At 67.5% G+C, this 14992-nt stretch carries 12 protein-coding genes and 1 riboswitch; of the genes, 3 read left to right on the top strand and 9 right to left on the bottom strand.

Features of this window, described 5'->3' with window-relative positions:
* Nucleotides 1–74 precede the first annotated feature (74 nt).
* Nucleotides 75–656, top strand: a complete 582-nt coding sequence (locus tag QX094_RS11585) for a c-type cytochrome (protein WP_315715861.1) — start codon at nucleotides 75–77, stop codon at nucleotides 654–656.
* 251 nt (nucleotides 657–907) lie between these two features.
* On the opposite strand, the gene panE is transcribed toward QX094_RS11585, so the two are convergent.
* The 5 genes from panE to QX094_RS11560 all read right to left on the bottom strand — a co-directional run bounded on the left by panE (nucleotide 908) and on the right by QX094_RS11560 (nucleotide 5533).
* Nucleotides 908–1831 (bottom strand): 2-dehydropantoate 2-reductase, encoded by a 924-nt coding sequence (panE, locus tag QX094_RS11580; protein ID WP_316187937.1) that lies wholly within the window; start codon nucleotides 1829–1831, stop codon nucleotides 908–910.
* Between the two features lie 113 nt (nucleotides 1832–1944).
* On the bottom strand, nucleotides 1945–2682 hold the full coding sequence (locus QX094_RS11575; protein WP_316173096.1) for an SDR family NAD(P)-dependent oxidoreductase: 738 nt from the start codon (nucleotides 2680–2682) through the stop codon (nucleotides 1945–1947).
* Nucleotides 2683–2782: 100 nt separating this feature from the next.
* Nucleotides 2783–3391 (bottom strand): 2-hydroxychromene-2-carboxylate isomerase, encoded by a 609-nt coding sequence (locus tag QX094_RS11570; protein WP_316187936.1) that lies wholly within the window; start codon nucleotides 3389–3391, stop codon nucleotides 2783–2785.
* Nucleotides 3392–3495: 104 nt separating this feature from the next.
* The gene (locus QX094_RS11565) at nucleotides 3496–4809 is read right to left on the bottom strand and encodes an MATE family efflux transporter (protein ID WP_315716177.1); all 1314 of its coding nucleotides are present in this window, start codon (nucleotides 4807–4809) and stop codon (nucleotides 3496–3498) included.
* Nucleotides 4810–4960: 151 nt separating this feature from the next.
* Complete coding sequence (locus QX094_RS11560) at nucleotides 4961–5533, bottom strand: DUF2239 family protein (RefSeq protein WP_316187935.1); 573 nt, start codon at nucleotides 5531–5533, stop codon at nucleotides 4961–4963.
* A gap of 161 nt (nucleotides 5534–5694) precedes the next feature.
* Between QX094_RS11560 and QX094_RS11555 the strand changes: the two genes are divergently transcribed.
* Nucleotides 5695–6360, top strand: coding sequence for a glutathione S-transferase (locus QX094_RS11555; protein WP_316187934.1), 666 nt, complete (start codon nucleotides 5695–5697; stop codon nucleotides 6358–6360).
* Between the two features lie 3 nt (nucleotides 6361–6363).
* Here the strand turns inward: QX094_RS11555 and QX094_RS11550 are convergent, their stop codons facing one another.
* Nucleotides 6364–7770 carry a serine hydrolase gene (locus QX094_RS11550; protein ID WP_316187933.1) on the bottom strand — a complete coding sequence of 469 codons (1407 nt, stop codon included), beginning with the start codon at nucleotides 7768–7770 and terminating at the stop codon, nucleotides 6364–6366.
* 167 nt (nucleotides 7771–7937) lie between these two features.
* Nucleotides 7938–9689, bottom strand: coding sequence for a gamma-glutamyltransferase (gene ggt, locus QX094_RS11545; RefSeq protein ID WP_410052954.1), 1752 nt, complete (start codon nucleotides 9687–9689; stop codon nucleotides 7938–7940).
* Between the two features lie 124 nt (nucleotides 9690–9813).
* Here ggt and QX094_RS11540 point away from each other — a divergent pair, with 124 nt between their 5' ends.
* Nucleotides 9814–11223 carry an MFS transporter gene (locus QX094_RS11540; protein WP_315750588.1) on the top strand — a complete coding sequence of 470 codons (1410 nt, stop codon included), beginning with the start codon at nucleotides 9814–9816 and terminating at the stop codon, nucleotides 11221–11223.
* Between the two features lie 130 nt (nucleotides 11224–11353).
* On the opposite strand, the gene purH is transcribed toward QX094_RS11540, so the two are convergent.
* Together purH and QX094_RS11530 are read right to left on the bottom strand one after the other, a co-directional pair.
* A complete protein-coding gene (purH, locus tag QX094_RS11535; protein WP_315715869.1) occupies nucleotides 11354–12946 on the bottom strand; it encodes a bifunctional phosphoribosylaminoimidazolecarboxamide formyltransferase/IMP cyclohydrolase in 1593 nt (530 codons plus the stop codon).
* A 23-nt stretch (nucleotides 12947–12969) separates the two neighbouring features.
* A riboswitch (ZMP/ZTP riboswitch) is annotated at nucleotides 12970–13050 on the bottom strand.
* Between the two features lie 173 nt (nucleotides 13051–13223).
* Nucleotides 13224–14939 (bottom strand): heparinase II/III family protein, encoded by a 1716-nt coding sequence (locus QX094_RS11530; protein ID WP_316173412.1) that lies wholly within the window; start codon nucleotides 14937–14939, stop codon nucleotides 13224–13226.
* Nucleotides 14940–14992 lie beyond the last annotated feature (53 nt).

Genomic DNA, 14992 nt, shown 5'->3' with positions numbered 1-14992 from the left:
GACCGAAGGCCGGTCCGCGCGCCATAGCAATGATGGGAGCGAGAACCCCCGCGATGACTCCAGGGACCTCCAGAATGTGCCAGGCAGCAGCGGCCGCGCTGACGCTCTTGCTCGTGCTTGCGGCGCGTCCGGCCTCCGCGGCCGATCTCGAGGCAGGCAAGGCCAAGGCCGAGCTCTGCGCCGGCTGTCACGGCGAGAACGGCATCTCGCAGACCGAGAACATTCCTTCGCTCGCCGGCCAGCAGGATCAGTTCATCCAGTGGCAGCTCGTGTTCTTCCGCGCCGGCACACGCAAGAACGAGGCGATGAAGCCGATCGTCGATCAGCTCACCAACGAGGATATCCGCAATCTCGGCGCCTATTTCGCCTCGCTGCAGCCGGCCAAGGCGCCGCCCGACAATGATCCGGATCTGTCGGCCAAAGGCGCGCAAGCCGCCGCCGGCCGCCGCTGCGCCTCGTGCCATCTCGACAGCTATGCCGGCACCAAGGGCGTGGCGCGGCTCGCCGGCCAGCGCGAGGAATATCTCGTCAAGGCGCTGCACGACTATAAGAGCGGCCAGCGCGTCGGCGGCAGCCAGGCGGCGATGACGGATGTTGCCTATCCGCTGAGCGACGAGGAGATCACGGCGCTCGCGCATTATCTGGCGCATCTGTAGTTGCTGGTGATGGGATGGGGTCTCGCGCCACACCCACAGCTGTCGTCCCGGACAAGCCTGCCGACGCGAAGCGTTGGTGGGCGCCGATCCGGGACCCATACCGCGGAGTCCATCGAGGGATTTCGCTGCGAGTTGCCTGCCTCACCGCGGCCGCGGAGTATGGGTCCCTGCGTTCGCAGGGACGACACCTGTACTTGCCTCGGGGACTGTGCCTGATCAACCTAAATCGCCTGACTATCCGGCCACTGCGGTCAACTTTGCCGCTGAGCCTCGTACACCTTCAGCTGGGTGTAGGATATGCGCAGCCGTGGCACCGGGACCTTGGCGGCATCGGCGCGGGCGACGAGATCGCCGATGACGTGATCGGCCTCGACCGGCAGGCCGGCGCGGAGATCGCGGAACATCGAGGCGGTCATCGGTGATCCCTCCGCCGTGAGCATGCCGGAGACACGCTGGAAGAAGGCGCCGGCCGGAGGGTAGCCGGCGGCCGCAGCGGTGGCGCTGCATTCGTCGAGCATGCCGAGCAGGAAATCCTTGCCGCCCGGCGCGGTCAGGATCACGCCGACCGGCCCGCGCATCAAGGTGGTCGACGCGGCGAGCGAGGACAGGAACACCCACTTCTCCCACATGTCCTGCATGATGTTCTCGCTGGCCGACGCATTGAAATTGCCGCGCTGGAAAATTTCGAAGATCGCGCGGACGCGCTCCGACGATCCGCCGTCGCGCTCGCCGAAGCTCAGCGACTGCATCGGCTGCAGCTGCACCACCTCGCGCTGTTCGTTCAAGGTCGCGGCGATGGCGCAGAGCCCGCCGAGCACGCGCGCGCGCCCGAACCTGGCGTCGAGCACGTCGAGGTGCTTCATGCCGTTGAGCATCGGAATGATCGCGGTGTCAGGTCCCACCGCCGGTGCAAACGAGCCGATCGCGTCGTCGAGATCGAAGGCCTTGCAGCTCAGCAGCACGACGTCGAAGTGTTGCTTCAAACCGTCCGCCTGCACCGTCGGCGGATTGGGCAAGGTGACGTCACCGGTCGGACTGCGGATCACGAGGCCGGCACTGGCGAGCTCAGCCGCGCGCCGCGGGCGGACCAGGAATGTGACATCGGCTCCGGACTGCAGCAGCCGGCCGCCGAAATAGCCGCCGATGGCGCCGGCGCCGACGACGAGAATACGCATGGGTGGATCCTCCGTGAGCGGGCCGCATCATGCAGAAGCGAGTGGCGAATGGCGAGTAGCGAATGGGAATAGGCTCCATTCCCTATTCGCTACTCCCTATTCGCTATTCGCCTCTACCACTTCTCGCCAAACGGCCGGATCTCCATTTCGAAGGTCCAGGCGCTCTTCGGCTGCTGGTAGAGCTGCCAATAGGCGCCGGCAACCGAGGACGGCGGCATCAGCAGGTCGGGATTGTCCAGCGCCTCCTGGCCCCAGAGCTGGGCGCGGCGCTCGCGCACCCAGGCGGTGTCGACGCCGGAATCGATGATCAGATGGGCGACATGGATGTTCTGCGGCATCAGTTCGCGCGCCATCGCCTGCGCCACCGCGCGGAGGCCGAACTTGGCGGAGGCGAAGGCGGCGAAGCCGGCGCCGCCGCGCAGCGAGGCGGTCGCGCCGGTGAAGAAGATCTTGCCGCCGCCGCGCGGCAGCATCAGCCGGGCGGCCTCGCGCCCGGTGACGAAGCCGGCCCAGCACGCCATCTCCCAGACCTTGCGGAACACGCGGTCCGTCGTCTCGAGGATCGGGAAGTTGACGTTGGCGCCGACATTGAAGATCACGACCTCCAGCGGCGCATGCTTGTCGGCGTCGTTGAGGAAGGCGGTGGTCTCGTCCTCCTTGCGGGCATCGAGCGAGCGCGCCACGATCCGCCCGCCGGCGCTCTCGACCTCCGCGACCAGCGGCGCGAGCTTGTCGCCATTGCGGCGGCCGGCGAACACCGTGAAGCCTTCGGACGCGAACTTCTTGACGATCTCGGCGCCGATGTAGTCGCCGGCCCCGACGACCGCGACGGTGGCGTTGCGCTGCTGCATGCTTGCTCTCCGTTCTCCCGAGGCGTCATTGCGAGCAGCGAAGCAATCCAGTCCTTCGTCGTGGCTCTGGATCGCTTCGCTTCGCTCGCGACGACGGCGATTACCTGCCTAGGATGTAGTCCTCGACGTCGCGCAGCTGTTCCTTGCCGAAGAACATCTCGTTGCCGACGAAAAAGGTCGGCGAGCCGAACGCGCCGCGCTCGACCGCGCGCTGGGTGTTCTCCACGAGCTTCGCCTTGACCTCGGGCTCCTGGGCGCGGGCGAACAGCTTGGCCCCGTCGAGCCCGGAGGATGTGATCGCGGCGATCGCGATCTCGGGATCGTCCATCTTCTTCGGCTCGCGCCACATGTGGTGGAACGCCGCGTCGACATAGGCCTCGAACACGCCTTCGAGCTGGGCGGCGATGGCCGCGCGCATCAAGTTCAGCGTATTCACCGGGAAGTACGGATTCCAGACCCAGGGCTTCACGTGGTAGCGCTTGAGGAAGCGCTGCGTCTCGACCTCGTGGAACTCACGCTTGTTCTTGATGCCGGCGAGCGACTCGGCGGGCGACTTGTTGTTGGTCGCCTTGAAGATGCCGCCGAGCAGCACCGGGACATAATAGAACTGGACGCCGATCCGCTTCACGATCGCCGGGATCGCCTCATGGCTCAGATAGGCGTTGGGACTGCCGAAGTCGAACATGAATTCTGGCGCAGGACGGCTCATGGGCGGTCTCCTCGGTTTTTCACATTGTGGTCCAGCGCAGCAGCTCCGTCCAGGGTTTTATGACGGTCATCATATTCCAGCGGCCGGAAGACGCCGGTGGTGCGTCAGATCATCCGGCGCACCGTCCGCTTGCGCCATACCAGGAGATAATAGCTCATCTGCAGCAGCATCATCGCGGCGAACGTGATGGGATAGGCGAGCCAGACGCCGTCGAGCCCGATGCTGCGGCTGAGCCAGGTGGCGGCGGGCACCTCGATCGCGGCGATCGCAAACGCCGAGATCGCCAACGGCATCCATACCGTCCCGGAGGCGCGCATCGCCGACGAGAACGTGATGGACATGCCGAACAGCACGGAGCTCCACAGCACGATATGCAGCGAATGCTGCGCCACCTCGATGACGGCAGGGTCGGTGATGAAGAAACCCATCAGCACCCGTGAGAACAGATAGCCGATCGCGACCAGGCCGCCGGTCAGCACCACGTTCATCTCGATGCCCGTCCGCACGATGTCGCCGATCTGCTCGGCCTGGCCGCGGCCGATCGCCTGGGCGCCGAAGATCGAGACCGAGATCGCGATCGACAGCGCCGGAAACTGCACATAGCCCAGCACCTGGTTGACCGCGCCATAGGCCGCCGTCGCGTCCGAGCCGAAGCCGTTGACGAGGCCGATCAGCACCATCTCGGCCAAGGACATCACGATCATGCCGATCGCGGCGGGGATGCCGAGCCGCAGCACCGCCCGCAGCAGCTTCGGATCAGGCAGCATGCCCTGCAGGAAGGCCGCATCGATCGCCAGCGGATGCTTGCGCCGGCGCAGATGGACGTGGAGCCAGGCCAGCGTGGTCAGGGTCGAGATCGCCGACGCCCAGGCGGCGCTGGCGACGCCGAGCACGGGCGCGCCGAGCCAGCCGCGGATGAACACCGGGGTGAGCACCAGCCCGAGCGTCGTCGACGCGGCGAGCGAGGCCAGCGGCGTCACGGTGTCGCCGACGCCGCGCATCTGCGACGACAGCAGGATGTAGGCGAAGGTCAGCGGCATCGTGATCATCATGATGCGGGCATAGCCCGCGGCGGCATCGAGGATGTTGGCGGGCGTGGCGAGCGCGGTCAGCAATTCGCGGCTGAACAGGCCGCCGAGCACCGCGATCAGGCCGCCGAGCAGCAGCGCAATGGTCAGCGTCGTGCCGGCGACCTGCTTCACCTTGGCGGGCTCGCCGGCGCCCCAGGCCTGTCCGATCAGAACGCCGGCGCCCGAGCCGAGGCCCATGACGAAGGAGACGAAGAAGAACATCGCCGGGAAGAACACCGAGACCGCGGCGAGCGCATCGACGCCGATCATCTGGCCGAGATAGACATTGTTGATGGTGCCGAACAGCGATTGCAGCGTGTTGCTCAGCATCATCGGAACGACGAACATCAGGAACGGCTTGCGCAGCGAGGCGGTTGGCGGCGACACGGCATGGTTCTCCGTCGACCGCTCTTCATTCGGAGCACGGTCGCGTTGCGAGGAATTGGAATGAGAGCGGCCGCGAACGGCCGCTCCCGCTGGCTGTTGAAATCAGCCGATCTCAATCGGCCCTGTGGCGATTTGCGAGCGCCACCGCATGGTCGCGGATGTCGGCCGGCCAGTCCGCGATCAGCGCGGCGAAGCGGCCGAGATCGCCGGCGAACAGCGCCCGGGAGGCCTCCTCGAATTGCGGCAGGTTGCTACCGATCCCCGACATGAAGTGATAGGCCGCGTCGCGCGCCTCGCGGGCGCGGTCGGTGTCGCCGCTGACGCGGCGGGCCTCGTGGACCAGCTTGCGCAATGCCACCGAGGCGCCGCCCGGCTGCGCGTTCAGCCAGTCCCAGTGCTGCGGCAGCAAGGTGACCTCGCGGGCCACGACCCCGAGCTTCGGCCGGCCGCGGCCGCGCGGCCCGCTCGTCGGCTGGTCTGCGACCGCGCCGGCGTCGACCGGCAGGCGCGCCAGGATCTCCCGGTCGCTGCCGCGCAGATCGAGGTCGATCGGCTGCCCGGTGCGGTCGCTGAAGATCACGATCGGCTCGGTGTTCGGCGCGGCGTGTTTCAGCACCAGCGCCACCTTGGGCAGCGGCCCGGCGGCGACCCGGGTCTGGCCGGCAAACGCGGTGAAAGTGTCCATGGCTTGGTCCCTGTGATGCGCCTAATAAGACCCGGGTGAAATTAAAGTCAATATTACCCGGATAATTATTGTGCCGCCTGCAGCGCCGAGGACGCCTCGCCGAACCCGTCCTGTCCTGCTACGGAACGGCGCCCGCCACTCGATCCGTCCCTGGGAACCCCATGCTGACCGTTCACCACCTCAACAATTCCCGCTCGCAACGCGTGCTCTGGCTGCTCGAGGAGCTCGGCGTGCCCTACGAGATCATTCGCTACGAGCGCCAGCCGGACATGCGCGCGCCCAAGGAGCTGCGCGCCATCCATCCGCTCGGCAAGTCGCCCGTGATCACCGACGACGGCAACACGGTCGCGGAGTCCGGCGCGATCGTCGAATATCTGATCGAGACCTATGGCGAGGGACGGCTGATCCCGCCGCCGAAGACGCCGGAGCGGCTGCGCTATTCGTACTGGCTGCACTACGCCGAGGGCTCGGCGATGCCGCTGCTGCTGCTGAAGCTGCTGTTCAACATCATGCCGAAGCGCGCGCCGGCGCTGCTCCGTCCGATCGTGCGCAAGGTGTCGAACCAGGCCTTGAGCACGCTGGTCAATCCGCAATTGAAGCAGCACATGGCGTTCTGGGAAAGCGAGCTGCAGAAGAGCGAGTGGTTTGCGGGCGATTCGTTCACCGCGGCCGACATCCAAATGAGCTTCCCGCTGCAGGCGGCGGCATCGCGCGGCGGCCTGGAGCAGGGCCATCCGCGGGCGATGGATTTCCTCGCCCGCATCGAGGAACGGCCGGCCTACAAGATCGCGCTGGAGAAGGGCGGGCCCTACGAGGTCGGCCGCTGAGCGCTATTTGGCGGCCGTCGCCGGCGCCGCGGTCGCCGCAATCACCTCGCGCACGAGCCGGGCGACGCCTTTGATGTCGCCGTCCGGATCCACGGAATCGCCGAGCCGGACCACCACCATGCGCTGGCTCGGCATGATCACGAGCCGCTGGCCGAGCAGGCCGAAGGCGAAGAACGCGTCGGCCGGGATGCCGGCGCGCGCCCGTCCCAGCGCGTGAAAATGCTGGCTGCGGTTCGTCCACAGTCCCGCGCCATAGTCGGTGTCCAGCGTCGCGGCCGCCGACATCGCCACCCAGCCCTCGGGCAGGATGCGCTTGTCCCCGGCGACGCCGTCACCGAGATAGAGCAGCCCCAGCTTCGCCCAGTCGCGCGCGCTCGCCAGCATGTTGCCGTAACCTTGCAGCGTGCCGGTGCCGTCGAACTGCAGCGTCGCGCTGCGCATGCCGAGCGGATGGAACAGCTCGCGCCACGCGAGTTCGATCGCCTGCTCGGGACCGCCGGCGGCATCGCGGATGATGCGTGCCAGGATCTGGGTGCTCGCGCTCGAATAGGCCCAGCGCTGGCCGGGCGGCGCGATCAGCGGCGCATGCACCGCGAACGCCGCCATGTCGCGGTGGATATCCATCTGGCTCGACGGGTCGAAGCCGGAATTGGTCTCGTCCAGCGCCAGACCTGATGTCATGCGCATCAACTGCTCGATGGTGATGTCGTGGCGCGGATCTCCGGCTTCGCGCCATTCCGCAACCGGCGCCGGGACCGACGGGCTCAGTCTGCCCTGCCGGGTGAGGATGCCCAGCAGCGCATTGGTGACCGTCTTGGTCATCGAGAAGCCCAGGAGCGGCGTATCGACGCCGATGTTCGGCGCATAGCGCTCCGCGACCAGGCGACCGTCCTTGACGACGACGACCGCCTTGGTGCGGCGGAACGGCGGGTTGGCCGGCTCCTCGAAGGCGTGATCGAGCGCTGCCTTCAGCGCGGGATCGCTGGGCTCCACCGCCGTGTTGTCCGCGAAGTCGGGCAACGCGGGAGCGGGCGCCGCGGCACGCAGCGCAGCGACGTCGGTGTGAGGCACGTAAGGCGGCTTCTGGCCCTGGAGCGTCACGCAACCGAGACCGTCATGATACGTGGCCCGGGTGGCGTGCAGGCCGAGCAGCGACGCCTCCACCATGCGCATGTCCGGCTCCACCCGGTAGCGCATCACGGCCCGCAGCCGGCGCAGACCGGGCCGTTCCATGGTCTCCGCAAACACCGTTTGCGGATCGAAGCCGGAGACGTAGGTCTTGGCGCAGATCATCTCGGCGACCGCGCTGGTCGCGACGCGCAGCGCCCGGTCAGGCCGATAGGTGAGCCACCCCGCCACCAGCAGGGCCGCAAACACCAGCAGACCGACCACGAATCTTCGCAAATGCACCAGAACGTCCGACACCGTCTCGCGGGCGAGCCTCGCTGCGCCCTTGTATGCTTCTAACGCGCCTCGGTCACCACGCCAACGGAGGGAAGCGGGTGCGGGGCCCCGCCGGGCGGCGGCAAATCGTCATCCGGGGCCGCGATGTCCGACATCGCCTGGGAACCGGCGCCTCAGCGCCCGGCTGCGGTGGCGCCCTTGCTGCGCGGATCCGGCGCGCCGACGAATCCATCCGACGTCACCAGGATGGAGTTGGCCGAAGTCCGTCCCATCGGCTCCTCGAGCTTGTGACCTCGGGCGCGCAGACCGGCGAGCACGTCCTCGGCAAAACCCTTCTCGATTCGGACCTCGTCGGGCATCCATTGGTGATGCAGGCGAGGCGCGGTGACGGCCTGGCGGACGTCCATCCGATAGTCGAGCACGTCGACGATCACCTGCAGCACGGTCGAGATGATGCGGCTGCCGCCCGGCGAGCCGGTGACGAGCACGGGCTTGCCGTCCTTCAGCACGATGGTCGGCGACATCGACGATAGCGGCCGCTTGCCGGGGCCGGGCAGATTGGCCTCGAAGCCGACCAGGCCGAAGGCATTCGAGGCGCCGGGCGCGGCGGTGAAATCGTCGAGCTCGTTGTTGAGCAGCACGCCGGTGCCCTCGGCGACGAGGCCGACGCCATAGGGGAAGTTCAGCGTGTAGGTGTTGCTGACGGCATTTCCGTCATTGTCGACGACCGAAAAATGCGTGGTGTTGCTGCCCTCCCGCAGCGGCGTGGTGTTGAGCACGTCGCCGGCGCTGGTGGCGTGCGCGGGATCGATCCCGGCGCGCTGGCGCGCGGCATAGTCCTTCGAAAGCATCGCGCGCACCGGCGCGTCGACGAAGGCGGGGTCGCCGAGATAGCGCGCGCGGTCGGCATAGGCGCGCTTCATCGCCTCGATCAGCAGATGCAGCGAGGCGGGCGAGCCCTGCTTCAGCTCAGCGAGCGGAAAGCCCTCGAGGATGTTCAGCATCTCGACCAGCACGGTGCCGCCCGAGGACGGCAGCGGCATCGACACGATGTCATAGCCGCGATAGGTGCCGCGCACCGGCGTGCGCAGCACCGGCTGGTAGGCCTTGAGATCGTCCGCTGTCATGATGCCGCCGGCATCCTGGATCGCCTTGGCGAGCTGGTCGGCGACCGGCCCTTCATAAAATCCGCGCGGGCCCTGCTCGGCAATGGCGGTGAGCGTCGCCGCCAGATCGCGCTGGATCAGCTGGTCTCCTTCCCTCAGCACCGTGCCATCGGGACGGATGAAGATCGCGGCCGATGATTTCCATTTTGCCAGCCGCGGCGCCATCATCGGCAGGGTGACGGCAACGTCGTCGGCGACGGGGATGCCGTCGCGCGCCAGCACGATCGCCGGATGCAGCACCTGCGCCAGCGTGAACTTGCCCGAGCCGTATTTCTCCAGCGCCAGCGCGAGACCTGCCACCGATCCGGGGACGCCGATCGACAGCGCCGAATCGCGCGACTTGACGTTGTCGGGCTTGCCATCGGCGCCGAGGAAGATGTCGCGCGTGATCGCGGCGGGACCGGTCTCGCGATAGTCGATCGCCACGTCCTCGTTGGTCCTGGCGATGTGGATGACCATGAAGCCGCCGCCGCCGATGTTGCCGGCAACGGGATAGGTGACGGCCATCGCAAAGCCGGTGGCAACGGCGGCATCGACCGCGTTGCCGCCCAGCGCAAGGATGCGCTGGCCGACTTCGGCTGCGATCCGCTCCTGCGCCACCACCATGCCATGTGCGGGCGGCTGCGCCGGCGCGGTGACACCGGGTGGCTGCGGGATATCGAAGGTTTGCGAATCCAGCGCCCGCGCGGGCAGGCAGCCGGCCAGCAACAGCATGAAACCCGCAAGGAGCCGTCGTCGATCAATCGTGAACGTGGTCATCGCAATTCTGCCGTTGCTGACATCCGCCTGGGATCGTCAGATGTTATAGGGCCGCGTCGCCGGCGTAAAACGCAACGCCGTGATCGTCGCGAGATGCGACGCGGTGATTGCAGAGGATTTTCGAATGGCCGTCATCACGATCGAGACCTCTGGCCCTGCCGACGGCCGAATCTATCCCGGGCGCGCGGCCGTCGTCAGCTGGATCTTCTTCGATTGGGCGGCGCAGCCCTATTTCACGCTGATCACGACCTTCGTCTTCGCGCCCTATTTCGCTGCGCATGTCGCGCCGGACGCGGCGAGCGGCCAGGCGCTGTGGGGCTTTGCGACCGCCGCGGCCGGCATCGTCATCGCGCTGCTGTCACCGGTGTTCGGCGCCATCGCCGATGCCACCGGGCGCCGCAAGCCGTGGATCGCGGCGTTCGGCGCGATGCTGGTGATCGGCGCCTCGCTGATGTGGATCGGGCGTCCCGGCGCGCCCGAGCTGATCCCGCCGCTGCTCGCGGCCTATGTGATCGCCACCATCGGGGTCGAGTTCGCCACCGTGTTCAACAACGCGATGATGCCGACCCTGGTGCCGCCGGAACGCATCGGCCGGCTGTCCGGCACCGGATGGGCCACCGGCTATGTCGGCGGCATCCTCTCGCTCGTCATCGTGCTCGGCTTTCTCGCCGCCAATCCCGACAGCGGCCGCACGCTGTTTGGATTCAAGCCGCTGTTCGGGCTCGATCCCGTGAGCCATGAAGGCGACCGCATCTCCGGTCCGCTCACCGGGCTCTGGTTCATCGTGTTCGTATTGCCGATGTTCCTGTTCACACCGGACTTTCCGGCGCGGCACCGGCTGCGCGCGGCCGTGGGCGAGGGGCTTGGTCAACTGAAGCAGACGCTGCGCAGCCTGCCGCAGCAGCGCGACGTTGCGCTCTTTCTCCTCGCCAACATGATCTACACCGATGGGCTGGTGTCGCTGTTCGCTTTCGGCGGCATCTATGCCGCCGGCACGTTCGGCTGGAACACGATCCAGATCGGCACCTTCGGCATCATCCTCGCCGCCGCCGGCACGTTCGGCGGCTGGCTCGGCGGCAAGCTGGATGACTTTCTCGGGCCGAAGCGCGTGATCGCCGGCAGCATGACGCTGCTGCTGCTCGCGATCATCGCGATTCTCATGGTGAGCCGTGATTCGGTTCTGTTCATTTCGGTTACGCCGGCCGTGCCGGGCGGCCCGCTGTTCGCTTCGCTGCCGGAGCGCGCCTATCTCTTGCTCGGCTGCGTCATCGGCGCCTGCGGCGCGCCGCTGCAGGCGGCCTCGCGCTCGCTGCTGATCCGCATGGTGCCCAAGGAGCGCGTCGCGCAGTATTTCGGCCTGTTCGCGCTCACCGGCAAGGTGACGTCGTTCATCGGCCCGCTGCTGATCGGCATCATCACCGCGGCCACCGCGAGCCAGAAGGCGGGCATGGCCGTGCTGGTGCCGTTCTTTGCGGCGGGATTGCTGTTGCTGGCGCGGGTGAATTCAGGTGGTCGTGCGGGGCAGGGCGCCTGAAACTTGCTCCGCCGTCATTCCGGGGCGCCCGCAGGGCGAGCCCGGAATCCATACTCACGATCGTGGTTATGGATTCCGGGCCTGCGCCTTGCGGCGCATCCCGGAATGACGGCGGAGATTGTGGGCGCAATCAGTGCCGGAAGTGCCGGACGCCGGTCAGCACCATGGCGATGCCGTGCTCGTCGGCGGCCTTGATGACCTCGTCGTCGCGCACCGATCCGCCCGGCTGGATCACGGCGGTGGCGCCGGCCTCGATGCAGGCGAGCATGCCGTCGGCGAACGGAAAGAACGCGTCGGAGGCGACCACCGATCCCTTGGTCAGCGGCTCGGCGAGCTTGAGCGCGCTGGCTGCATCCAGCGCCTTGCGCGCGGCGATGCGCGCCGAATCGACCCGGCTCATCTGTCCCGCGCCGATGCCGACTGTCGCCGACTCCTTGGCGTAGACGATGGTGTTCGACTTGACATGCTTGGCGACGCGGAAGGCGAAGCGCAGGTCGCGCAGCTCGGCTTCGGTGGGGGCGCGCTTGGTCACCACCTTCAGCTCCATGTCATCGACGACAGCATTGTCGCGGCTCTGCACCAGCAGGCCGCCGGCCACGGTCTTGGCGGTGAGGCCGGCTTCGCGCGGATCGGGCAGGGCGCCGGCGAGCAGCAGCCGCAGGTTCTTGCGCGCTGCGATCACCGCGATCGCCTCCTCGGTCGCGTCGGGCGCGATGATCACCTCGGTGAAGATGCCGGTGATCGCGTGCGCCGTGGCGGCATCGAGCTTGCGGTTCATCGCGATGATCCCGCCGAACGCCGAGGTCGAGTCACAGGCCAGCGCCTTCTGGTAGGCGGTGACGAGATCGGGCCCTTCGGCGACACCGCAGGGATTGGCGTGCTTGACGATGACACAGGCGGCGGTGCGCGCCGGGTCGAACTCGGCGATGCACTCATAGGCCGCGTCGGTGTCGTTGATGTTGTTGTAGGACAGCTCCTTGCCTTGCAGCTGGCGAGCGGTGGCGACGCCGGGACGGCGGCCGGGCAGCGCGTAGAACGCTGCGTGCTGGTGCGGGTTCTCGCCATAGCGCAGCGACTGGATCAGCTTGCCACCGAAGGCGCGGTAATCGGGCGCGTCGTTCTGGATGGTGGCGGCGAACCAGTTGGAGATCGCGGCATCATAGGCGGCGGTGCGCGCATAGGCCTTGGCGGCAAGCCGGCGGCGCAGCAGCAGCGTGGTCGAACCCTCATGCCGCGCCAGGTCGTCCAGCACGGCGTGATAGTCGTTGACGTCGACGACGACGGCGACGTCCTCGTGGTTCTTCGACGCCGCGCGGATCATCGCCGGGCCGCCGATGTCGATGTTCTCGATGCAGTCGTTGAACGGGGCGCCGCGTTCGACCGTGGCCTCGAACGGGTAGAGATTGACGACGAGCAGATCGATCGGCGCGATGCCGTGGGTCTTCATCGCCTCGGCATGCTCATCATTGCCGCGGATCGCGAGCAGTCCGCCATGCACCTTCGGATGCAGCGTCTTGACGCGGCCGTCCATCATCTCGGGAAAGCCGGTGAGGTCGGAGACGTCCTTCACCTTGAGGCCGGCATCGGCAATCGCCTTGGCGGTGCCGCCGGTCGAGATCAGCTCGATGCCGCGCGCGGCGAGCGAGCGGGCGAAGTCGACCAGGCCGGTCTTGTCGGATACGGAAAGCAGGGCACGGTGAACGCGACGAAGCTGATTGGTCATGGGCAGAGTCCTTGTGCAGGAGTTCAAAATGCCCAGGCGCACGGCGTCAAATCCCGCGCTCCCCGATGGTGCTCCATCCAAAGTCGCCAGTCGCGCGAGAGCGGGCCTCATATCAGCTTTTGCCGCCCGCGACAACGGGTGGCCGATCGAACGATCATCTTGGCCGCACGTCTCACGATGAGCCGCCCGAACGTCGGCCGCGTTCCGAGGGCCCGCCGAAGGCGGACGTCTCGACGGACGGTGATGTGAGATGATCTGAGAAGCGAGAGCCAGGGTGTTACAGCGGCAGCTCAGGCTCTCTCCGCCCGTTGCGGCGCCCGTTGGTCTCGGTCGGGGACGTCGACGAGCGGACGAAGCTCCAGCGGATCGACGGGGCCTGCTGCGCGTCCTGCCGGATCACCAGTTGCGTGGTGCGGCGCGGACCGTCATTGCCGGCGAGAAACACGCTGTCCTCGAGGTCGACTCGATCGTCGAACGTCTCGAACGTCCAGACCTCGCGATTGGGCAGCACCAGCATGGCGCCGCGGCCGTCGCTGAGCCGGCTGGCCTTGACGGCCGGGTGCAGGTGGAAGCGCAGCGCGTAGTCCGATCCGCCGCCGCGGAGCCGCGCGCCCTGCGCCGGCGTCACGGTGTCCTCGCCGTCGAGCCGCGAGCCGTCCTCCGCCGCCACCAGCACGCGACGATGGATCAGGCCGAATTTCGCCGCGTAGCCGTTGTGCGAGGTCGACAGCACGGTGCCGTCGGGCACGATCTCGCGGAAATTCTCGACCCGCGTCGGACCCGATACGATCGGCGCGCCGTGCAGCAGGCGCTTCATCGCCGACATCTCGACGAAGGTGCAGGACGAGGTGTTGTGGTAGGTCAGCGTCGAATGCGCCACCGTGCTGCGCGCGAAGGCGCGCCAATTATCGCGACCGGTCGACGGCATGCCGCAATTGATCACGATGCGGCACGGTCCGGAGGACATCTCGAAGGCGAGGCAGCCGGCATGGGCCTCATGGCTCAGATGCGGTGGCGGCGGCGGACCGGTATCGACGATCAACGTCATCGGTCCGGCATCGAGCCGCTGGAAACCGGAATGCGGCATGCTCGCCATCGGCGTGCCGTGGGTGTCGTCGTAGGCGAGCAGGGTCGCCAGCAGGTCGGAAGGGGTGCCGCCCATGCCATTGAACAGCGCCATGTTGCCGTCGCCGTGGCGGAAGAAGCGCAGCATCGGCATCATGCGGTCGATGGCGTTGAGCAGCGCCGGCGGCGGGGCGATGTTGCGGGCCGCAAACGTCTGCCGCAGCGGCAGCAGGTCGATCAGCAATTCGATCAGCGCGCCCGGATTGCGCGAGACGTGGCCGCCATCGGGCAGGATCTGCCGCTGCAATTCGTCGGAGAGTTTCCGGGTCGCGCTGCGGATGTGCTTGGCCTGGTTGGCGAGGCACAGCGAGGCGTAACACAGTGCGATCAGCACCTGCAGCCGCGGCGCGCCATCCGGGATGTCGATCGTCGAATAGCGCAGATAGCGGATCTCGCGGGTCAGCCCGCGCAGATAGCGGCGGTAGAACTTGCCGTCGGAATCGGCCAGCACCAGCGGCGCCTGCGACAGCAGCGAGATCACCCGCCGCGCCAGCACGTCGGCGCGCCGGCTCAGCGGATGGCGGCCGATCTGGTTGGTGATCCAGTCGTCGACCAGAGCACGGGCATTGGCGCGGGTCAGCGCGGTGTCGGCTGCGCGCAGATGTCGCAGCCAGCCGAAGCCGAGCAGGGCCACCTCCCAGTCCTCGGACGGCGGCTCCAGGTCGAAGATCGAGCGGCCATGGCAGGTCACGATCTTGCCGGCGAAGACGAAGCGGCCGGCGTAGATCTCGGCCGCCCGCGTCGCGTCCGACGTGCGCAGGTCATGCGGCGCAATGATGAGTCGGTCGGCGCGACCGGGCCACAACCCGGACACGGATACCGATACACCGCTGACGTTGGACATCAGGCTGCGCGCAAAGCGGCCCATCACCAGCGTCGATATGCGTCTGCGTTGAGCGGCGGACACGCCAAGCCTTGGAT

Source organism: Bradyrhizobium sp. SZCCHNS1050 (assembly GCF_032484785.1).
GTDB lineage: Bacteria > Pseudomonadota > Alphaproteobacteria > Rhizobiales > Xanthobacteraceae > Bradyrhizobium.
This window is presented reverse-complemented; position numbering and strand designations above follow the sequence as displayed.